The sequence below is a fragment of the Nocardioides sp. NPDC127503 genome (assembly GCF_040302165.1).
Lineage (GTDB): Bacteria > Actinomycetota > Actinomycetes > Propionibacteriales > Nocardioidaceae > Nocardioides.
The window spans coordinates 531,480-545,980 of record NZ_JBEORH010000004.1 but is presented as its reverse complement, the minus strand read 5'-3'; the positions used below and the strand labels follow the sequence as shown (position 1 = coordinate 545,980).

The 14,501-nt window shown below is 63.2% G+C and carries 9 protein-coding genes and 3 rRNA genes; 6 read left to right on the top strand and 6 right to left on the bottom strand.

The window, feature by feature from the left end:
* Positions 1-142: 142 nt before the first annotated feature.
* The 3 genes from ABTW65_RS12540 (at position 143) to rrf (ending at position 5,504) form a co-directional block, all read left to right on the top strand.
* Positions 143-1,657 (top strand): 16S ribosomal RNA (locus tag ABTW65_RS12540).
* 536 nt (positions 1,658-2,193) lie between these two features.
* Positions 2,194-5,284: ribosomal RNA gene (locus ABTW65_RS12535) — 23S ribosomal RNA — on the top strand.
* 103 nt (positions 5,285-5,387) lie between these two features.
* Positions 5,388-5,504: ribosomal RNA gene (rrf, locus tag ABTW65_RS12530) — 5S ribosomal RNA — on the top strand.
* Together the 16S, 23S and 5S rRNA genes form the textbook arrangement of a ribosomal RNA operon.
* Before the next feature lie 323 nt (positions 5,505-5,827).
* On the opposite strand, the gene ABTW65_RS12525 is transcribed toward rrf, so the two are convergent.
* Together ABTW65_RS12525 and ABTW65_RS12520 are read right to left on the bottom strand one after the other, a co-directional pair.
* Entirely contained in the window at positions 5,828-7,120 is a 1,293-nt protein-coding gene (locus ABTW65_RS12525) for an MFS transporter (RefSeq protein ID WP_350660431.1), read from the bottom strand.
* 55 nt (positions 7,121-7,175) lie between these two features.
* Positions 7,176-8,198 (bottom strand): DUF2332 domain-containing protein, encoded by a 1,023-nt coding sequence (locus ABTW65_RS12520; RefSeq protein WP_350660429.1) that lies wholly within the window; start codon positions 8,196-8,198, stop codon positions 7,176-7,178.
* Positions 8,199-8,273: 75 nt separating this feature from the next.
* Between ABTW65_RS12520 and ABTW65_RS12515 the strand changes: the two genes are divergently transcribed.
* Entirely contained in the window at positions 8,274-9,074 is an 801-nt protein-coding gene (locus tag ABTW65_RS12515; protein WP_350660427.1) for a siderophore-interacting protein, read from the top strand.
* A 36-nt stretch (positions 9,075-9,110) separates the two neighbouring features.
* Here the strand turns inward: ABTW65_RS12515 and ABTW65_RS12510 are convergent, their stop codons facing one another.
* Genes ABTW65_RS12510 through ABTW65_RS12500 form a run of 3 tightly spaced genes read right to left on the bottom strand, consistent with a single transcriptional unit; the run spans position 9,111 to position 12,093 of the window.
* Positions 9,111-10,376, bottom strand: a complete 1,266-nt coding sequence (locus tag ABTW65_RS12510) for an Nramp family divalent metal transporter (RefSeq protein WP_350660425.1) — start codon at positions 10,374-10,376, stop codon at positions 9,111-9,113.
* Positions 10,377-10,397: 21 nt separating this feature from the next.
* On the bottom strand, positions 10,398-11,639 hold the full coding sequence (locus ABTW65_RS12505) for an RNA polymerase sigma factor (protein WP_350660423.1): 1,242 nt from the start codon (positions 11,637-11,639) through the stop codon (positions 10,398-10,400).
* Positions 11,640-11,667: 28 nt separating this feature from the next.
* A complete protein-coding gene (locus tag ABTW65_RS12500) occupies positions 11,668-12,093 on the bottom strand; it encodes a YciI family protein (protein ID WP_350660421.1) in 426 nt (141 codons plus the stop codon).
* A 134-nt stretch (positions 12,094-12,227) separates the two neighbouring features.
* On the opposite strand from ABTW65_RS12500, the gene ABTW65_RS12495 reads away from it, so the two are divergent.
* Positions 12,228-13,112: an LLM class flavin-dependent oxidoreductase gene (locus tag ABTW65_RS12495; RefSeq protein WP_350660419.1), complete on the top strand. Its 885-nt coding sequence runs from the start codon at positions 12,228-12,230 to the stop codon at positions 13,110-13,112.
* Here ABTW65_RS12495 and ABTW65_RS12490 read toward each other — a convergent pair.
* Positions 13,109-13,930: a nicotianamine synthase family protein gene (locus tag ABTW65_RS12490; protein WP_350660417.1), complete on the bottom strand. Its 822-nt coding sequence runs from the start codon at positions 13,928-13,930 to the stop codon at positions 13,109-13,111. The genes ABTW65_RS12495 and ABTW65_RS12490 overlap by 4 nt on opposite strands.
* Before the next feature lie 193 nt (positions 13,931-14,123).
* Here ABTW65_RS12490 and ABTW65_RS12485 point away from each other — a divergent pair, with 193 nt between their 5' ends.
* Positions 14,124-14,501, top strand: a complete 378-nt coding sequence (locus ABTW65_RS12485) for a YciI family protein (protein ID WP_350660415.1) — start codon at positions 14,124-14,126, stop codon at positions 14,499-14,501.

The following is a 14,501-nucleotide window of genomic DNA, read 5'->3' as shown; positions in this document are numbered from 1 at the left end:
CCTTAGTGGGGTGTTTGGTTGATGGTTTCTTTGACAATTGATTCTGGCAAACATCCAGTCTTTCGGGATTGGAACATGTCAGTGTCTCCTGTCAGGGCATCTCTTTTTCCGTGACTGCCTTTGGTGGTCATGGTGTTGTTTTTCAACGGAGAGTTTGATCCTGGCTCAGGACGAACGCTGGCGGCGTGCTTAACACATGCAAGTCGAGCGGAAAGGCCCTTCGGGGTACTCGAGCGGCGAACGGGTGAGTAACACGTGAGTAATCTGCCCCAGGCTCTGGGATAGCCACCGGAAACGGTGATTAATACCGGATACGACAACCGATTGCATGATCTGGTTGTGGAAAGTTTTTCGGCCTGGGATGTGCTCGCGGCCTATCAGCTTGTTGGTGAGGTAATGGCTCACCAAGGCTTCGACGGGTAGCCGGCCTGAGAGGGTGACCGGCCACACTGGGACTGAGACACGGCCCAGACTCCTACGGGAGGCAGCAGTGGGGAATATTGGACAATGGGCGGAAGCCTGATCCAGCAACGCCGCGTGAGGGATGACGGCCTTCGGGTTGTAAACCTCTTTCAGCACAGACGAAGCGAAAGTGACGGTATGTGCAGAAGAAGGACCGGCCAACTACGTGCCAGCAGCCGCGGTAATACGTAGGGTCCGAGCGTTGTCCGGAATTATTGGGCGTAAAGGGCTCGTAGGCGGTCTGTCGCGTCGGGAGTGAAAACCAGGTGCTTAACACCTGGCCTGCTTTCGATACGGGCAGACTAGAGGTACTCAGGGGAGAATGGAATTCCTGGTGTAGCGGTGAAATGCGCAGATATCAGGAGGAACACCGGTGGCGAAGGCGGTTCTCTGGGAGTATCCTGACGCTGAGGAGCGAAAGTGTGGGGAGCGAACAGGATTAGATACCCTGGTAGTCCACACCGTAAACGTTGGGCGCTAGGTGTGGGACACATTCCACGTGTTCCGTGCCGCAGCTAACGCATTAAGCGCCCCGCCTGGGGAGTACGGCCGCAAGGCTAAAACTCAAAGGAATTGACGGGGGCCCGCACAAGCGGCGGAGCATGCGGATTAATTCGATGCAACGCGAAGAACCTTACCTGGGTTTGACATACACCGGAAAGCCGTAGAGATACGGCCCCTTTTAGTCGGTGTACAGGTGGTGCATGGCTGTCGTCAGCTCGTGTCGTGAGATGTTGGGTTAAGTCCCGCAACGAGCGCAACCCTCGTCCTATGTTGCCAGCAATTCGGTTGGGGACTCATAGGAGACTGCCGGGGTCAACTCGGAGGAAGGTGGGGATGACGTCAAGTCATCATGCCCCTTATGTCCAGGGCTTCACGCATGCTACAATGGCCGGTACAAAGGGCTGCGATCCCGTGAGGGTGAGCGAATCCCAAAAAGCCGGTCTCAGTTCGGATTGGGGTCTGCAACTCGACCCCATGAAGTCGGAGTCGCTAGTAATCGCAGATCAGCAACGCTGCGGTGAATACGTTCCCGGGCCTTGTACACACCGCCCGTCACGTCACGAAAGTCGGCAACACCCGAAGCCAGTGGCCCAACTCGTAAGAGAGGGAGCTGTCGAAGGTGGGGCTGGCGATTGGGACGAAGTCGTAACAAGGTAGCCGTACCGGAAGGTGCGGCTGGATCACCTCCTTTCTAAGGAGTAAGTGGCCATGAATTCACACAACATTCGGTTGTGTGGTGATGGTGCTACTCGCTAGTGGAATCGTCGATGAACGATCAGTCGGATACGGCTGGTCATCTCAGTACTGTTCACACCTCGGTGTGGGCGTGGAACCTGATGGCTGGTAGTGATGGTTGGTCTTGACACACTGTTGGGCCCTGAGGAATCACACGGGTCTGCTTGAACGCAGATGTTGAGTGGTTGTCTCTGTGCCCCCTTCGCCTGAAGGTGCTCGCTATGAGCACCGGATGGGGTTGTGCGGGCTGGCCGGCGCTGAGTAAGCGTTGGAGTTGATAGTTGGATAGTGGACGCGAGCATCTTGTTTAATAAGAATGCACACACCTTGTAGGCGCTTCAGCCTTTGATGATTCTGTCTTTGGACTGGGGTGTTGGTGTGTGCGTGGTCTTCGTAGCGCAGACAAGCTCGATGATCGCACGTTGGATTGCACGTTGTGTGTGATGCATGTGTGTGGTTGTTGGTTTGTTGTTTTTGTTGAGTGTTTGTGAGAGATAAGCTATGAAGGGCACATGGTGGATGCCTTGGCATCAAGAGCCGAAGAAGGACGTTGGAGCCTGCGATAAGCCCTGGGGAGTTGGCAACCGAGCGTTGATCCGGGGGTGTCCGAATGGGGAAACCCAGCACGAGTCATGTCGTGTTACCCGCGCCTGAATCTATAGGGCGTGTGGAGGGAACGCGGGGAAGTGAAACATCTCAGTACCCGTAGGAAGAGAAAACAATAGTGATTCCGAGAGTAGTGGCGAGCGAAATCGGATGAGGCCAAACCGGTTACCTGTGATAGACGGCAGTTGTTGGGTAGTCGGGGTTGTGGGATATGTCTTTCATCGTCTGCCGGCGGTGAGCTCAGTAAGAAACCAAGCATGAAGGTGAACCAGTTGGGAAGCTGGGCCGTAGCGGGTGATAGCCCCGTAATCGTATGTGTTTGGCTGGGTTGATGTACTTCCCAAGTAGGACGGCACTCGTGGAATGTCGTGTGAATCTGGCGGGACCACCCGCTAAGCCTAAATACTTCTTGATGACCGATAGCGGACCAGTACCGTGAGGGAAAGGTGAAAAGTACCCCTGGCGGGGAGTGAAATAGTACCTGAAACCGTGTGCCTACAATCCGTCAGAGCCCGGCCGGCCTTTTGGCAGTGGGGGTGATGGCGTGCCTTTTGAAGAATGAGCCTGCGAGTTAGCGGTGTGTGGCAAGGTTAACCCGTGTGGGGAAGCCGTAGCGAAAGCGAGTCCTAATAGGGCGATTGAGTCGCGCGCTCTAGACCCGAAGCGAAGTGATCTAGCCATGGGCAGGTTGAAGCGCCGGTAAGACGGCGTGGAGGACCGAACCCACTTCAGTTGAAAATGGAGGGGATGACCTGTGGTTAGGGGTGAAAGGCCAATCAAACTTCGTGATAGCTGGTTCTCCCCGAAATGCATTTAGGTGCAGCGTTGCGTGTTTCTTGCCGGAGGTAGAGCACTGGATAGCCGATGGGCCCGACCAGGTTACTGACGTTAGCCAAACTCCGAATGCCGGTAAGTGAGAGCGCAGCAGTGAGACAGTGGGGGATAAGCTCCATTGTCGAGAGGGAAACAGCCCAGACCATCAGCTAAGGCCCCTAAGCGATAACTAAGTGGAAAAGGATGTGGAGTCGCAGTGACAACCAGGAGGTTGGCTTGGAAGCAGCCACCCTTGAAAGAGTGCGTAATAGCTCACTGGTCAAGTGATTCCGCGCCGACAATGTAGCGGGGCTCAAGTTATCCGCCGAAGCTATGGCACTCCGGTTTTCCGGGGTGGGTAGGGGAGCGTCGTGTAACCAGTGAAGCAGCGGAGTGATCCAGCGGTGGAGGTTACGCGAGTGAGAATGCAGGCATGAGTAGCGAATGATGTGTGAGAAACACATCCGCCGATTGATCAAGGGTTCCAGGGTCAAGCTAATCTGCCCTGGGTAAGTCGGGACCTAAGGCGAGGCCGACAGGCGTAGTCGATGGACAACGGGTTGATATTCCCGTACCGGCGAAATGACGCCCATGATGAGGCGCATGATGCTAACCATCTGAAGCATGCGTGACCGATCCCTTCGGGGTGAGGCGCGTGTGTGGAACATGGGACCCAAGTGTGTAGTAGTCAAGTGATGGGGTGACGCAGGAAGGTAGTCGAACCGGCGCGATGGTTGTCGCCGGCCAAGCAGGTAGGACTGAGTCTAGGCAAATCCGGGCTCTATATGTCTGAGATGTGATGGGGAGCCGTTAGGCGAAGTCGATGATCCTATGCTGTCGAGAAAAACCTCTAGCGAGTCATGAGCCGCCCGTACCCCAAACCGACTCAGGTGATCAGGTAGAGAATACCGAGGCGATCGAGCGAACCATGGTTAAGGAACTCGGCAAAATGCCCCCGTAACTTCGGGAGAAGGGGGGCCCGGATCGTGAACCCACTAGCTGGGGGAAGCGTGAAGGGCCGCAGAGACCAGGCCCAAGCGACTGTTTACTAAAAACACAGGTCCGTGCGAAGTTGTAAGACGATGTATACGGACTGACTCCTGCCCGGTGCTGGAAGGTTAAGAGGACGGGTTAGCCTCACGGCGAAGCTCAGAATTTAAGCCCCAGTAAACGGCGGTGGTAACTATAACCATCCTAAGGTAGCGAAATTCCTTGTCGGGTAAGTTCCGACCTGCACGAATGGAGTAACGACTTGGGCGCTGTCTCAACCGTGGACTCGGCGAAATTGCACTACGAGTAAAGATGCTCGTTACGCGCGGCAGGACGGAAAGACCCCGGGACCTTTACTATAGTTTGGTATTGGTGTTTGGTTCGGCTTGTGTAGGATAGGTGGGAGACTGTGAAGCGCACACGCCAGTGTGTGTGGAGTCAACGTTGAAATACCACTCTGGTCGTACTAGATGTCTAACTTCGGACCATGATCTGGTTCAGGGACAGTGCCTGATGGGTAGTTTAACTGGGGCGGTTGCCTCCTAAAATGTAACGGAGGCGCTCAAAGGTTCCCTCAGCCTGGTTGGCAATCAGGTGGCGAGTGTAAGTGCACAAGGGAGCTTGACTGTGAGACAGACATGTCGAGCAGGGACGAAAGTCGGAACTAGTGATCTGGCCACGGCATGTGGAAGCGTGGTCACTCAACGGATAAAAGGTACCCCGGGGATAACAGGCTGATCTTCCCCAAGAGTCCATATCGACGGGATGGTTTGGCACCTCGATGTCGGCTCGTCGCATCCTGGGGCTGGAGTAGGTCCCAAGGGTTGGGCTGTTCGCCCATTAAAGCGGCACGCGAGCTGGGTTTAGAACGTCGTGAGACAGTTCGGTCCCTATCCGCCGCGCGCGTAGGAAACTTGAGAAAGGCTGTCCCTAGTACGAGAGGACCGGGATGGACGAACCTCTGGTGTGCCAGTTGTACCGCCAGGTGCATGGCTGGTTGGCTACGTTCGGAAGTGATAACCGCTGAACGCATCTAAGCGGGAAGCACGTTTCAAGATGAGGTTTCCCACCCTTTATGGGTTAAGGCCCCCTACAGACTATGGGGTTGATAGGCCGGAGGTGTACAGCAGTGATGCCCAGCCGACCGGTACTAATAGGCCGAGGGCTTATCTTTCATAAACCCTCAACAAAAACAACAAACGAAGACCGTCAAGTCTCGCGTCCACAACCAACTGTTGTAACACAGGTTTGGTCACCCGAGTGGTGATCTCTAGAGTTACGGCGGCCATAGCGAAGGGGAAATACCCGGTCCCATCCCGAACCCGGAAGTCAAGCCCTTCAGCGCCGATGGTACTGCAACCGAGAGGCTGTGGGAGAGTAGGACGCCGCCGGACATATCTTTGCGCAGGGCCACCTCTTCGGAGGTGGCCCTGCTGCTATTTGTAGCCATTTGCGAACATTATGAGGGTCTCTTCGCGCCACGCCCGGTTGACGTGGGCAGCGGTGCGAGGTCCAATGTCATAGTTGCAGTCCGTACCAACAACACCTCGAACAAGGAGTTCCCATGGTCAAGAAGCTGCTCATCGCCGCCGTCGTTGCCGTGGGTCTCGGCGTGGCCATCAAGCTGGTCACCAGCCGCTGATCCAGAGCTTCTCCAGTTGCCCGGTGCCCTCGAGGTGCCGGGCAACTGTCATCTCGACAAGCTCGATACATCGCATTAGGTGCCCTGTGAGGCTTCCTCGTCCGGCGTGACCGAGGCATCAGGATCGATGGGCTCTTCCTTAGGGACGTCGACCTCAGCCAGTGACCGGCGAGCGCCAGGGATGGCGAGGATGCCGGCGACCATGAGGAAGAGCAGCACGCCGGCCAGCACGAGCAGGGACTCGACCGAGAACTGATCTGCGAGCGGGCCGAAGACCACCATGGAGAGTGGCATGGCAACGGACATGACGATCCCGACGATGCCGAAGACGCGGCCCTGCATCTCCGGTTCGACGCGCTCCTGGAGGATCGTGAACGCGGGTGCGCTCAGAGCCGAGAAGGACACCCCGATCAGCAGGCCGAAGACGAAGAAGACCCACATGTTCGTGGAGACGCCGAGGCCGACGACGAACAGTCCAATGAGGACGACAGAGCCGACCATCAACCGCATGCGGTGAACGATCTTGGGCCCGAACGCGGCCATCGCGGCGCCGCCGGCCAGCATGCCGAAGCCCCAGAACAGCTCGTTCGCGGTGAGCTTCCAGACCTCGTCGCCGAAGGTGCGAGTGACCATGAGCGGCGTGAGGTAGGAAGGTGCTCCGACCATCACCATGACCAGCGTGAACAGGACGAGGATCCAACGTACGTGCGCGTGGGTGGAGACGTACTTCAGGCCGGCGCGGAGGTCGCCGAAGTAGGAGACCTTTCCCTGGTCGGGGCGTACGAGACGGGCGACCGGAACGAGAGCTAGCAGGCCGACGCCGATCAGGGCCGTGACTGCGTCGATGAAGAAGACGGCGACGATGTCCATGCTGGCGTAGATCACCGCGGCGAGGGCCGGGGCGAGGAGCGTCATCGCGGACTGAATGGTCTGGAAGGCTCCGTTGATCCGGAGCAGCTGGGATTCGGGCACGATCTGCGGGATCATCGCGGTGACCGCAGGCATCTGGATGCCGGCGAAGACCGAGCGGATGGCCAGGGCGAGATAGATGATCCAGAGATCGTCGATCCCGCTGACCATCAGGCCGGCCAGGATCAGGGTGGCGACCGCGATCGTGGCGTCGGAGCCCATGATCAGGAACTTGCGATGATGCCGGTCGGCCCAGACGCCGCCGAAGATGGACATGAACGCCTGCGGGAGCATCCCGAAGACGAGGCTCAGCATCAGCACGGACCCGGAGCGGGTCTCGATGGTGAGGTGCCACATCACGGCGTACATCACCAGCATCGAGCCGAGCAGGGAGGCAGTTTGGCCGGCGAGGAAGATCGCTGCGTTGCGCCTCCAGCCGGAAAGCTCGTCGGCGGGCATGCCGAACAGCCTTTACCTGGACGCGAAACGCGTCAACCGACTTTGGTCTCCGCGGCTACGCGAGGATCAGCGGTGGGCCGTGGTGGCTCGAGCGGGCGAGCAGGTCTCCGTCGAGGCTGAGTGCGGGGCCGTCGGTGCTGATGTCCCAGCCCGAGGCCGTCTGCGCCGGCGGGACGCCTTCCATGCTGACGTGGGCGATGGGCAGACGACCGCGGGCCTCGGCGACGGCAGCGCGTACGCCGGTGCGTACCTCGACGGGCCAGTACTGCTCGGTGATCGACTGCCAGACCACCGTGAGCACATCGCCATCGTTCGGTTCGGTGAGCTGTTCCTTCAGCCAGGTGTCGGCCGAACCGACGTCGACGGTGGGCGGATCGCCGGCCGCGGCCTGCAGAGCACCGGCGAGGCGGGCGTGACGATCGACCTGGTGCGGCCACACGAACGAGGTCAGGTACTCGCGGCCGGCTGCGGTGGAGACATCGACGGGGGCGAGGTCGCAGCCACGGCGTGCGACGACCTCGAACGGAACCGGACGTACCCCGGCGCTCTGCGTATCGATCGTAAGCGGGCTGTCCGTGGGGCCGTACGCCCAGTCCTCGCCGTGGAAGTGGTAGCGGTCGACGAGCAGGTTGAGCCCGGCCGACGCGCCCGGCTCGAGCAGCCGGATGCGGTGCAGGCCGGTGCGGCGTACGGCCTCGAAGATGCCGATGAGGAGGCACGCGGAGCGGCCGACCTCGTTGGTCTGGGGCGCCACCTCCAGACCTTCACGGAGCTCGTCGACGTGAGCGGCGATCACCTTCTCGAACAGCGGCCAGGCGGTGACGTATGCGTCATTGCCTCCGAGGTTGGGATAGAAGCGCTCGAGCTCGGGAGCGTCGCCACGGAGCACGATGCGGTGCAGCGCGGCCAGGAGGCGCAGCTGGACGGCATCGGCACGGGAGGCGTCGAGGTGATCCCCACAGATCTCAGCCAGGGGGCCACTCGCATCGAGGTCGTCCGCGAATCGGTCGAGCAGCCAGCCGTAGAGGTGCTCCTCGTGGCCGAAGTGGTCGCGGAAGAGCTCGGAGAGGGTCGCCATGGGCACATCCAAGCACTGACGCGCGCTTGCGAGTATAGGTAAGGTAAGCCTTACTTAAAGGGAAATGGAGCTGGCATGGGATTCGACGACGGCCGCAAGCTGAAGGGCGTGTACGCGGCCGAGGTGCTGCACAACAAGCAGGTCACGCCGCACATGGTGCGGCTCACCTTGGGAGGCGATGATCTGCGAAGCTTCCCGCAGCGCGGCTTCGACCAGTGGTTCCGGCTCTTCCTGCCGCGACCGAACGGAGAGGCCACCAACTTCGATGCGGTGCCGGAGAAGCTCGGGACGATCGACTACCTGAAGTACCTGAGGCATGGCGACCGGCCGCCGCTGCGCAACTACACCGTGCGCGAGCACCGGCCCGACCTCGGTGAGATCGACGTCGACTTCGTCGTGCACGGAGATCTCGGTATCGCCGGCCCGTGGGCGCGTACCGCACAGCCCGGGGAGCGGGTCGTACTCATGGACCAGGGCACCGGCTTCGACTTCGCTCCGGACGCTTCGTTCCACCTGCTCGTCGGGGACGAGTCGGCGCTCCCGGCGATCGTCGGGATCCTCCGAGACATGCCACGCGACGCGCGCGGCCTGGCGATCATCGAGATCCCGGACATGGCCGACGTCCAGGACGTCTCCGGGCCCGACGGCGTCGAGTTGCGGTGGCTGCCTCGAGGCGATTCCGCCGCGCAGCCCGGGGCGCTGGCGATCGCCGAGGTGAAGGCGTTCACCCCGGAAGAGCCAGCCACGCTGTCGGCCTACCTCGTCGGCGAGCGGACGATCCCGGCCGAGGGACGGCGCCATCTGGTCTCGGTCGGGGTGCCCAAGGCGCGGGTCACCTTCGTCGGCTACTGGCGGATCGGCAAGGCGCAGGCGTAGAGCCTGGCGCTCGCCGATCCGCCGGGTGCCTGGACCTCAGCGGAGCAGGTCCTGGATGGAGGTGCGGATCTGGTCGAAGGCGAGCCAGGCGAAGAGGAGGGCGCAGATGATGAGGCCGATGTTGGAGACCCACTTGTTGCGCCACTCCGCGGGGGTGTGCCTGGTGTTCAGGAGCCAGAGCAGGGTGACGGCCAGGAACGGCATGAAGAAGGCGCCCAGGACTCCGTAGATGAGGATCAGCCAGGTGGGCTCGTCGGCGAGCAGGAGCCAGATCATCGGGGGGAAGGTGAGCCAGAGGATGTAGGAGCGGTACCAGATGCCGCCGCTCTTGGCCTCGGGCTCGTCCGCCTTTCCGCGAATGGTGCCCATGAAGTCCGCGAACATCAGGCTGACGCCGTTCCAGACGCCGACGAGAGACGACATCGCCGCAGCCCAGAAGCCGATCAGGAAGAGCTTGCCGAACCAGTCGCCGTAGCGGTCGGCGAGCACGTTGGACAGGTCGAGCATGCCCTGGTCGCCGGTGCCGACGGCGATCCTGGCCGAGTAGAGCAGCTCGGCACCCACGATGAGGGTCGCGACCACAAAGATGCCGGTCACGACGTACGCCGTGGTGTTGTCGATCCGCATCACGCGCATGAACTGCGGCGTGCTCCAGCCCTTCTCCCGCAGCCAGTAGCCGTAGGCGGCCAGGGTGATCGTGCCGCCGACGCCGCCGGCGACGGAGAGCACGTTGACCAGGGCGCCTTCCGGGATGGTCGGGGCCAGGCCCTTGAGGAGCTCGGGGATGTTGGGCAGCGTGATGATCGCGGCGGCGACCATGGTGACGAACATGATGCCGACCAGGACCGCGAGGAACTTCTCGAAGAGCCCATAGCGGCCGGCCCACACGATGGCGAGACCGATCAGGCCCGAGACGATGCCCCAGACCTTCACCGACGCGAACGAGAACAGCGCGGTCAGGGCCAGGCCGGTGCCGGCCATCGCCGCGGCACCGTAGATGAAGCCCCAGATCACGATGTAGGGGCCGAAGTAGATCGTCGTCCAGATGCCCAGACGGCGCCAGCCCTGGAAGATCGTCTCGCCGGTCGCCAGGCTGTAGCGCCCGGCACCCTCGACCAGGACCACCTTCAGGACACATCCGACGACGACGGCCCACAGCAGGGCGTAGCCGTACTTGCTGCCTGCGATCAGGGTGGCGACCAGGTCGGCAGCGCCGACACCGGTGGCGGCCACCACGAGGCCGGGCCCCAGGATCCGCCATCGAGGGGCTTCGGCTGTCTCTGTCCTCGCTGCGTGTGACATGGGGGACAGGTATACCCCGTTTTAGGTAAGATCCGCGATCTTTTGCTCAAGGACGGCACGTTCCCGGTCGTTCGTGCACATCCCTGCCGCGCGCTCCAGCTCCTTACGTGCTTCGACGGTTCGGCCCAGCCTGCGCAGCAGCTCTCCGCGTACGGTCGGGAGGAGATGGGTGTGGTCGAGCCGCCCCTTCCCTGTGATCGGGTCGGCGATCCGGTCGACGATCTCCAGGGCTCGCAGCGGTCCGTGGGCCATCGCGACCGCCACGGCCCGGTTGAGGTCGACGATCGGGTTGGGCGCGATGCGGCCCAGGGCCTCGTAGAGAACAATGATCCGCTCCCAGTCGGTGGTCTCGACCGAGTCGGCGATTGCGTGGGTGGCGGCGATCGCGGCCTGGAGCCCATAGGGACCGAGGCCCCGTGGGGTCGCCTGCTCGAGGGCGGCCAGCCCGCGGCGTACGGCGCCTTGGTCCCATCTGGTGCGGTCCTGGTCCTCGAGGAGGACCGGGTCGCCGGCGGCATCGGTGCGCGCCGGGAAGCGGGAGGCGGTCAGTTCCATGAGCGCGAGCAGTCCGTACGCCTCCGGCTCGTCCGGCAGTACGCCGATCAGCACCCGGGTCAGTCTGCGTGCCTCGCGGGCGAGGTCGGTGCGGATCAGGTCCTCGCCGGACGTGGCGGTGGAGCCCTCGGTGAAGATCAGGTAGAGGACGTTGAGCACGCCGGCCAGACGCTGCCGGCGCTCGTCGGGCGAAGGCACCTCGAAAGGCACCTTCGCGGCCGCGATCGTCTTCTTCGCGCGGGTGATCCGGGCCTGGATCGTCGGCACCGGCACCAGGAACGCCCGGGCGATCTCCTCGCTGCTCAGACCGCCGACGACCCTGAGCGTGAGTGCCACCCGGGCCTCCTTGGACAGCACCGGGTGACAGGAGACGAACATCAGCGCGAGGACGTCGTCATCGATCCGTTCGATGTCCAGGTCGTCGGCGTACGCCTCGTCCTGGTCGTGGGCGATCGCCTCGTACTTCTCGCGCTGGACCCCGGCGCGGCGGATCGTGTCGATCGCCCGCCGCTTGGCCGTGGTCATCAGCCAGCCGACCGGGTTGGCGGGCTGACCGTGCTCGGGCCAGGAGACCAGCGCCTCCGCGAGAGCCTCTTGGGCTGCGTCCTCGGCGAGGGCGAAGTCTCCGGTGTAGCGCGCGAGCGCGCCGACGATGCGGGCGGACTCGATACGCCAGATCGCGTCGACGGCGCGCGTCGCGTCACTCATCGGTGTCTCCTCGGGGGGTTCTCGGCCCTCAGAGCTGCCCGGTCTTGGTCCGCCAGTCGAGCTCCTTCTGGATCCACGGGTTGTCCTGCGGAAACTCGTCGATCGTCGGCACCCGGCGGATCTCGACGGCGGACCCGGGAAAGCCGCCGATCCGCTTGGCCCACTCGACCGCCTCCTCCTTGGAGCCGACCGAGATCAGGTAGAAGCCCCCGAAGAGCTCCTTGGTCTCGCCGTAGGGACCGTCGGTGACCACCGGCTCCTCGGCGTCGGCGTAGGTCACGACGGTGTGCTCCTCCGGGTCCAGCCCCTCCATCGCGAGCAGCACGCCCGACTTGATGAGCTCGTCGTTGAGCTTCCCCATCTTCTCGAGCATCTGCTCGAAGGGGATGGCGGACATCGCGGCGTTCTGCTTGTCCTCGTCGATGGTGCGCCAGATCAGCATGTACTTCGGCATCTCGGTTTCTCCTGTGTCGGTCGGGCCGTCTTGCCGGCCCGTTCACCCCTTGGTCGAACGAGGTCTACGCGGGATCGACAACGCTGCCAAGAATATTTTCGGAACCGTGTTCTGCGGGTGGGTAGGTTGGGGACGTGAAGATCTCGCTGTGGCCCAGTCCCGCCGTTCCCACTGCCGACATCCTTGCCGAGGCGCAGGCGGCTGACCAGGCCGGTTGGTACGGCGTCTGGTTCGCCGACCACTACATGCCCAACACCGGCTCCGAGGACATCGACGACGGGCCGCTTCACGAGGTCTGGGGGGTCCTGCCGGCGCTGGCCGCGACCACCGAGAACGTACGCATCGGGCCCCTCGTCTCCCCGACGACGATCCACCACCCGGCGCTGCTCGCGAACCGGTCCGCGACGATCGACCACATCGCCGGCGGGCGGTTCGTGCTCGGCATGGGCGCCGGCTGGCAGATCAACGAGCACAAGGCGTACGGCATCGACCTGCCGAGCGCGAAGGTGCTGGTCGACCGGTTCGAGGAGGCCATCGAGGTCACCAGGTCGCTGCTCGACAAGCCGCGTACGACCTTCGAGGGGACCCACTTCCAGCTCACCGATGCTCCGTGCGAGCCGAAGCCGGTGTCCTCGCCGCTGCCGATCCTGGTCGGCGCCAAGGGCCCGCGGATGCTGCGCGTCGTCGCTCGGTTCGCCGACGAGTGGAACACCTGGGGCACGCCCGAGAGCGCCGGCGCGGTGCGGGCCAAGCTCCTGGAGGCGTGCGAGCAGGTGGGCCGCGACCCCGGGACGATCAAGACGACCACCAACCTCATGCTCGACCTCGACGGGGCGAACCCGGGCTTCGCCCGTACGCAGACCGGCTCGGCAGGCGAGCTGCAGGACCTGATCGGCCGCTATGTCGCGGCCGGGTTCGACGAGTTCATCCTGCCGACGTGGAACCTCGGTGAGACCGGTGCGGAGCGGATCGAGCGGGCGGCACAGCTCAAGGCCGAGGTCCTCGACCCCGCGCTCTAGTTCGCCCGGGCGAGGACCGCGCTGTTGATCACGTCGGTCCCCGGGGCGTCGGTCTCGGGGTTGGCCTCGGCGACCACGTCCAGGCCGGCCAGAGCCTGCGGTCCGACCTGCGGGTAGAGCAGCGTACGCAGTCCCCGGGCGCTCCGCGCCAGGACCAGGCCGCCCGCGGCGAGCGCGGTGACCGCCTTGTCGAGCACCGCGGCCTTGGCGGCATCGTCGGATCCGACCAAGCCGGCGAGGAGCACGAGGTCCGCGGGATGCGGTGGCGTGGCGGCGGAGGCTTCGGCGTGCTCGAAGGTCACGCCGACGGCACCCAGGCGTCCGAACGCGGCGGCGGAGAGCCGGATCGCCTCGGCGTCGTGGTCGACGCAGTGCACCGCGATGCCCTGATCGGCCAGACAGAGCGCGGTCAGCGGGAGCGGCCCCGAGCCGAGGAGCAGGACGTGCCGTGGGACGGTGCCCTGGCGGCGTACGGCCTCCAGCTCCATCTCCACGAGGAGCCGGTAGTTCTCGCGGTAGGGGAAGCGGGCGAACGCCGCGCCAGGGTCGGGGGAGTGCGCGATCCGGTCGGCCCAGACCCGCTCGAGCGCGTGCTCGCCGGCGGACGCGACCGATCGGAAGACGGCCGGTGAACGCGACGGCGGCAGTGCGGCCAGCACGGTCTCGGCCTCCGACTCGGGCACGCTCAGCACCGCGGTCACCAGCCGGTTGAAGAGCGCGTTGACGACGATCCCGGGCTCCAGCGACGGCTGTTCGAGCAGGTCGTCGAGGGTGGAGACAAGACGTTCGTCAATGGCCTCGAACGTTCCCGGATTCACAACCGGTCACCCTTCCACATCGGCGACGGCCGCTGCAGGGTGTTCCGTCAGGAGCCCGCTCCGCGGCACGGAAGCCTCACCCGTATCGCGCGCATCGGCGGCTGCCTTCTGGGACGATGTAGAACTACGCCACTCGGCTCCGACGTATCCCCGTAAGCACGCCTACGGAAGGCGCCGACGAAAGGGAAGAGCCATGAAGTACGTCATCCTGATCCACTCCAACCCGCAGCCGTGGGGTCACCCGACGGGTGACTTCATCCCCGAGTTCCAGTCGCTCCCGCAAGCCTCCAGGGAGAAGCTCAACGCCGCCTTCGAGGGGATCCTGGAGGAGCTCTCGGCCAACGGCGAGCTCCTCGGCGGGCAGGCGCTCGCGGATCCAGCCTCGGCCAAGCTCTACCGCTGGGAGGCCGGCGAGCCGATCGCCACCGACGGCCCCTACTCCGAGGCGAAGGAGCATCTGGCCGGCTTCTTCCTGATCGACGTGGAGTCCCAGGAGCGAGCCGAAGAGGTCGTACGCAGCTTCAGCGGCCCCGGTGAAACGGTCGAGTTGCGGCCGGTGGCAACCTACTGA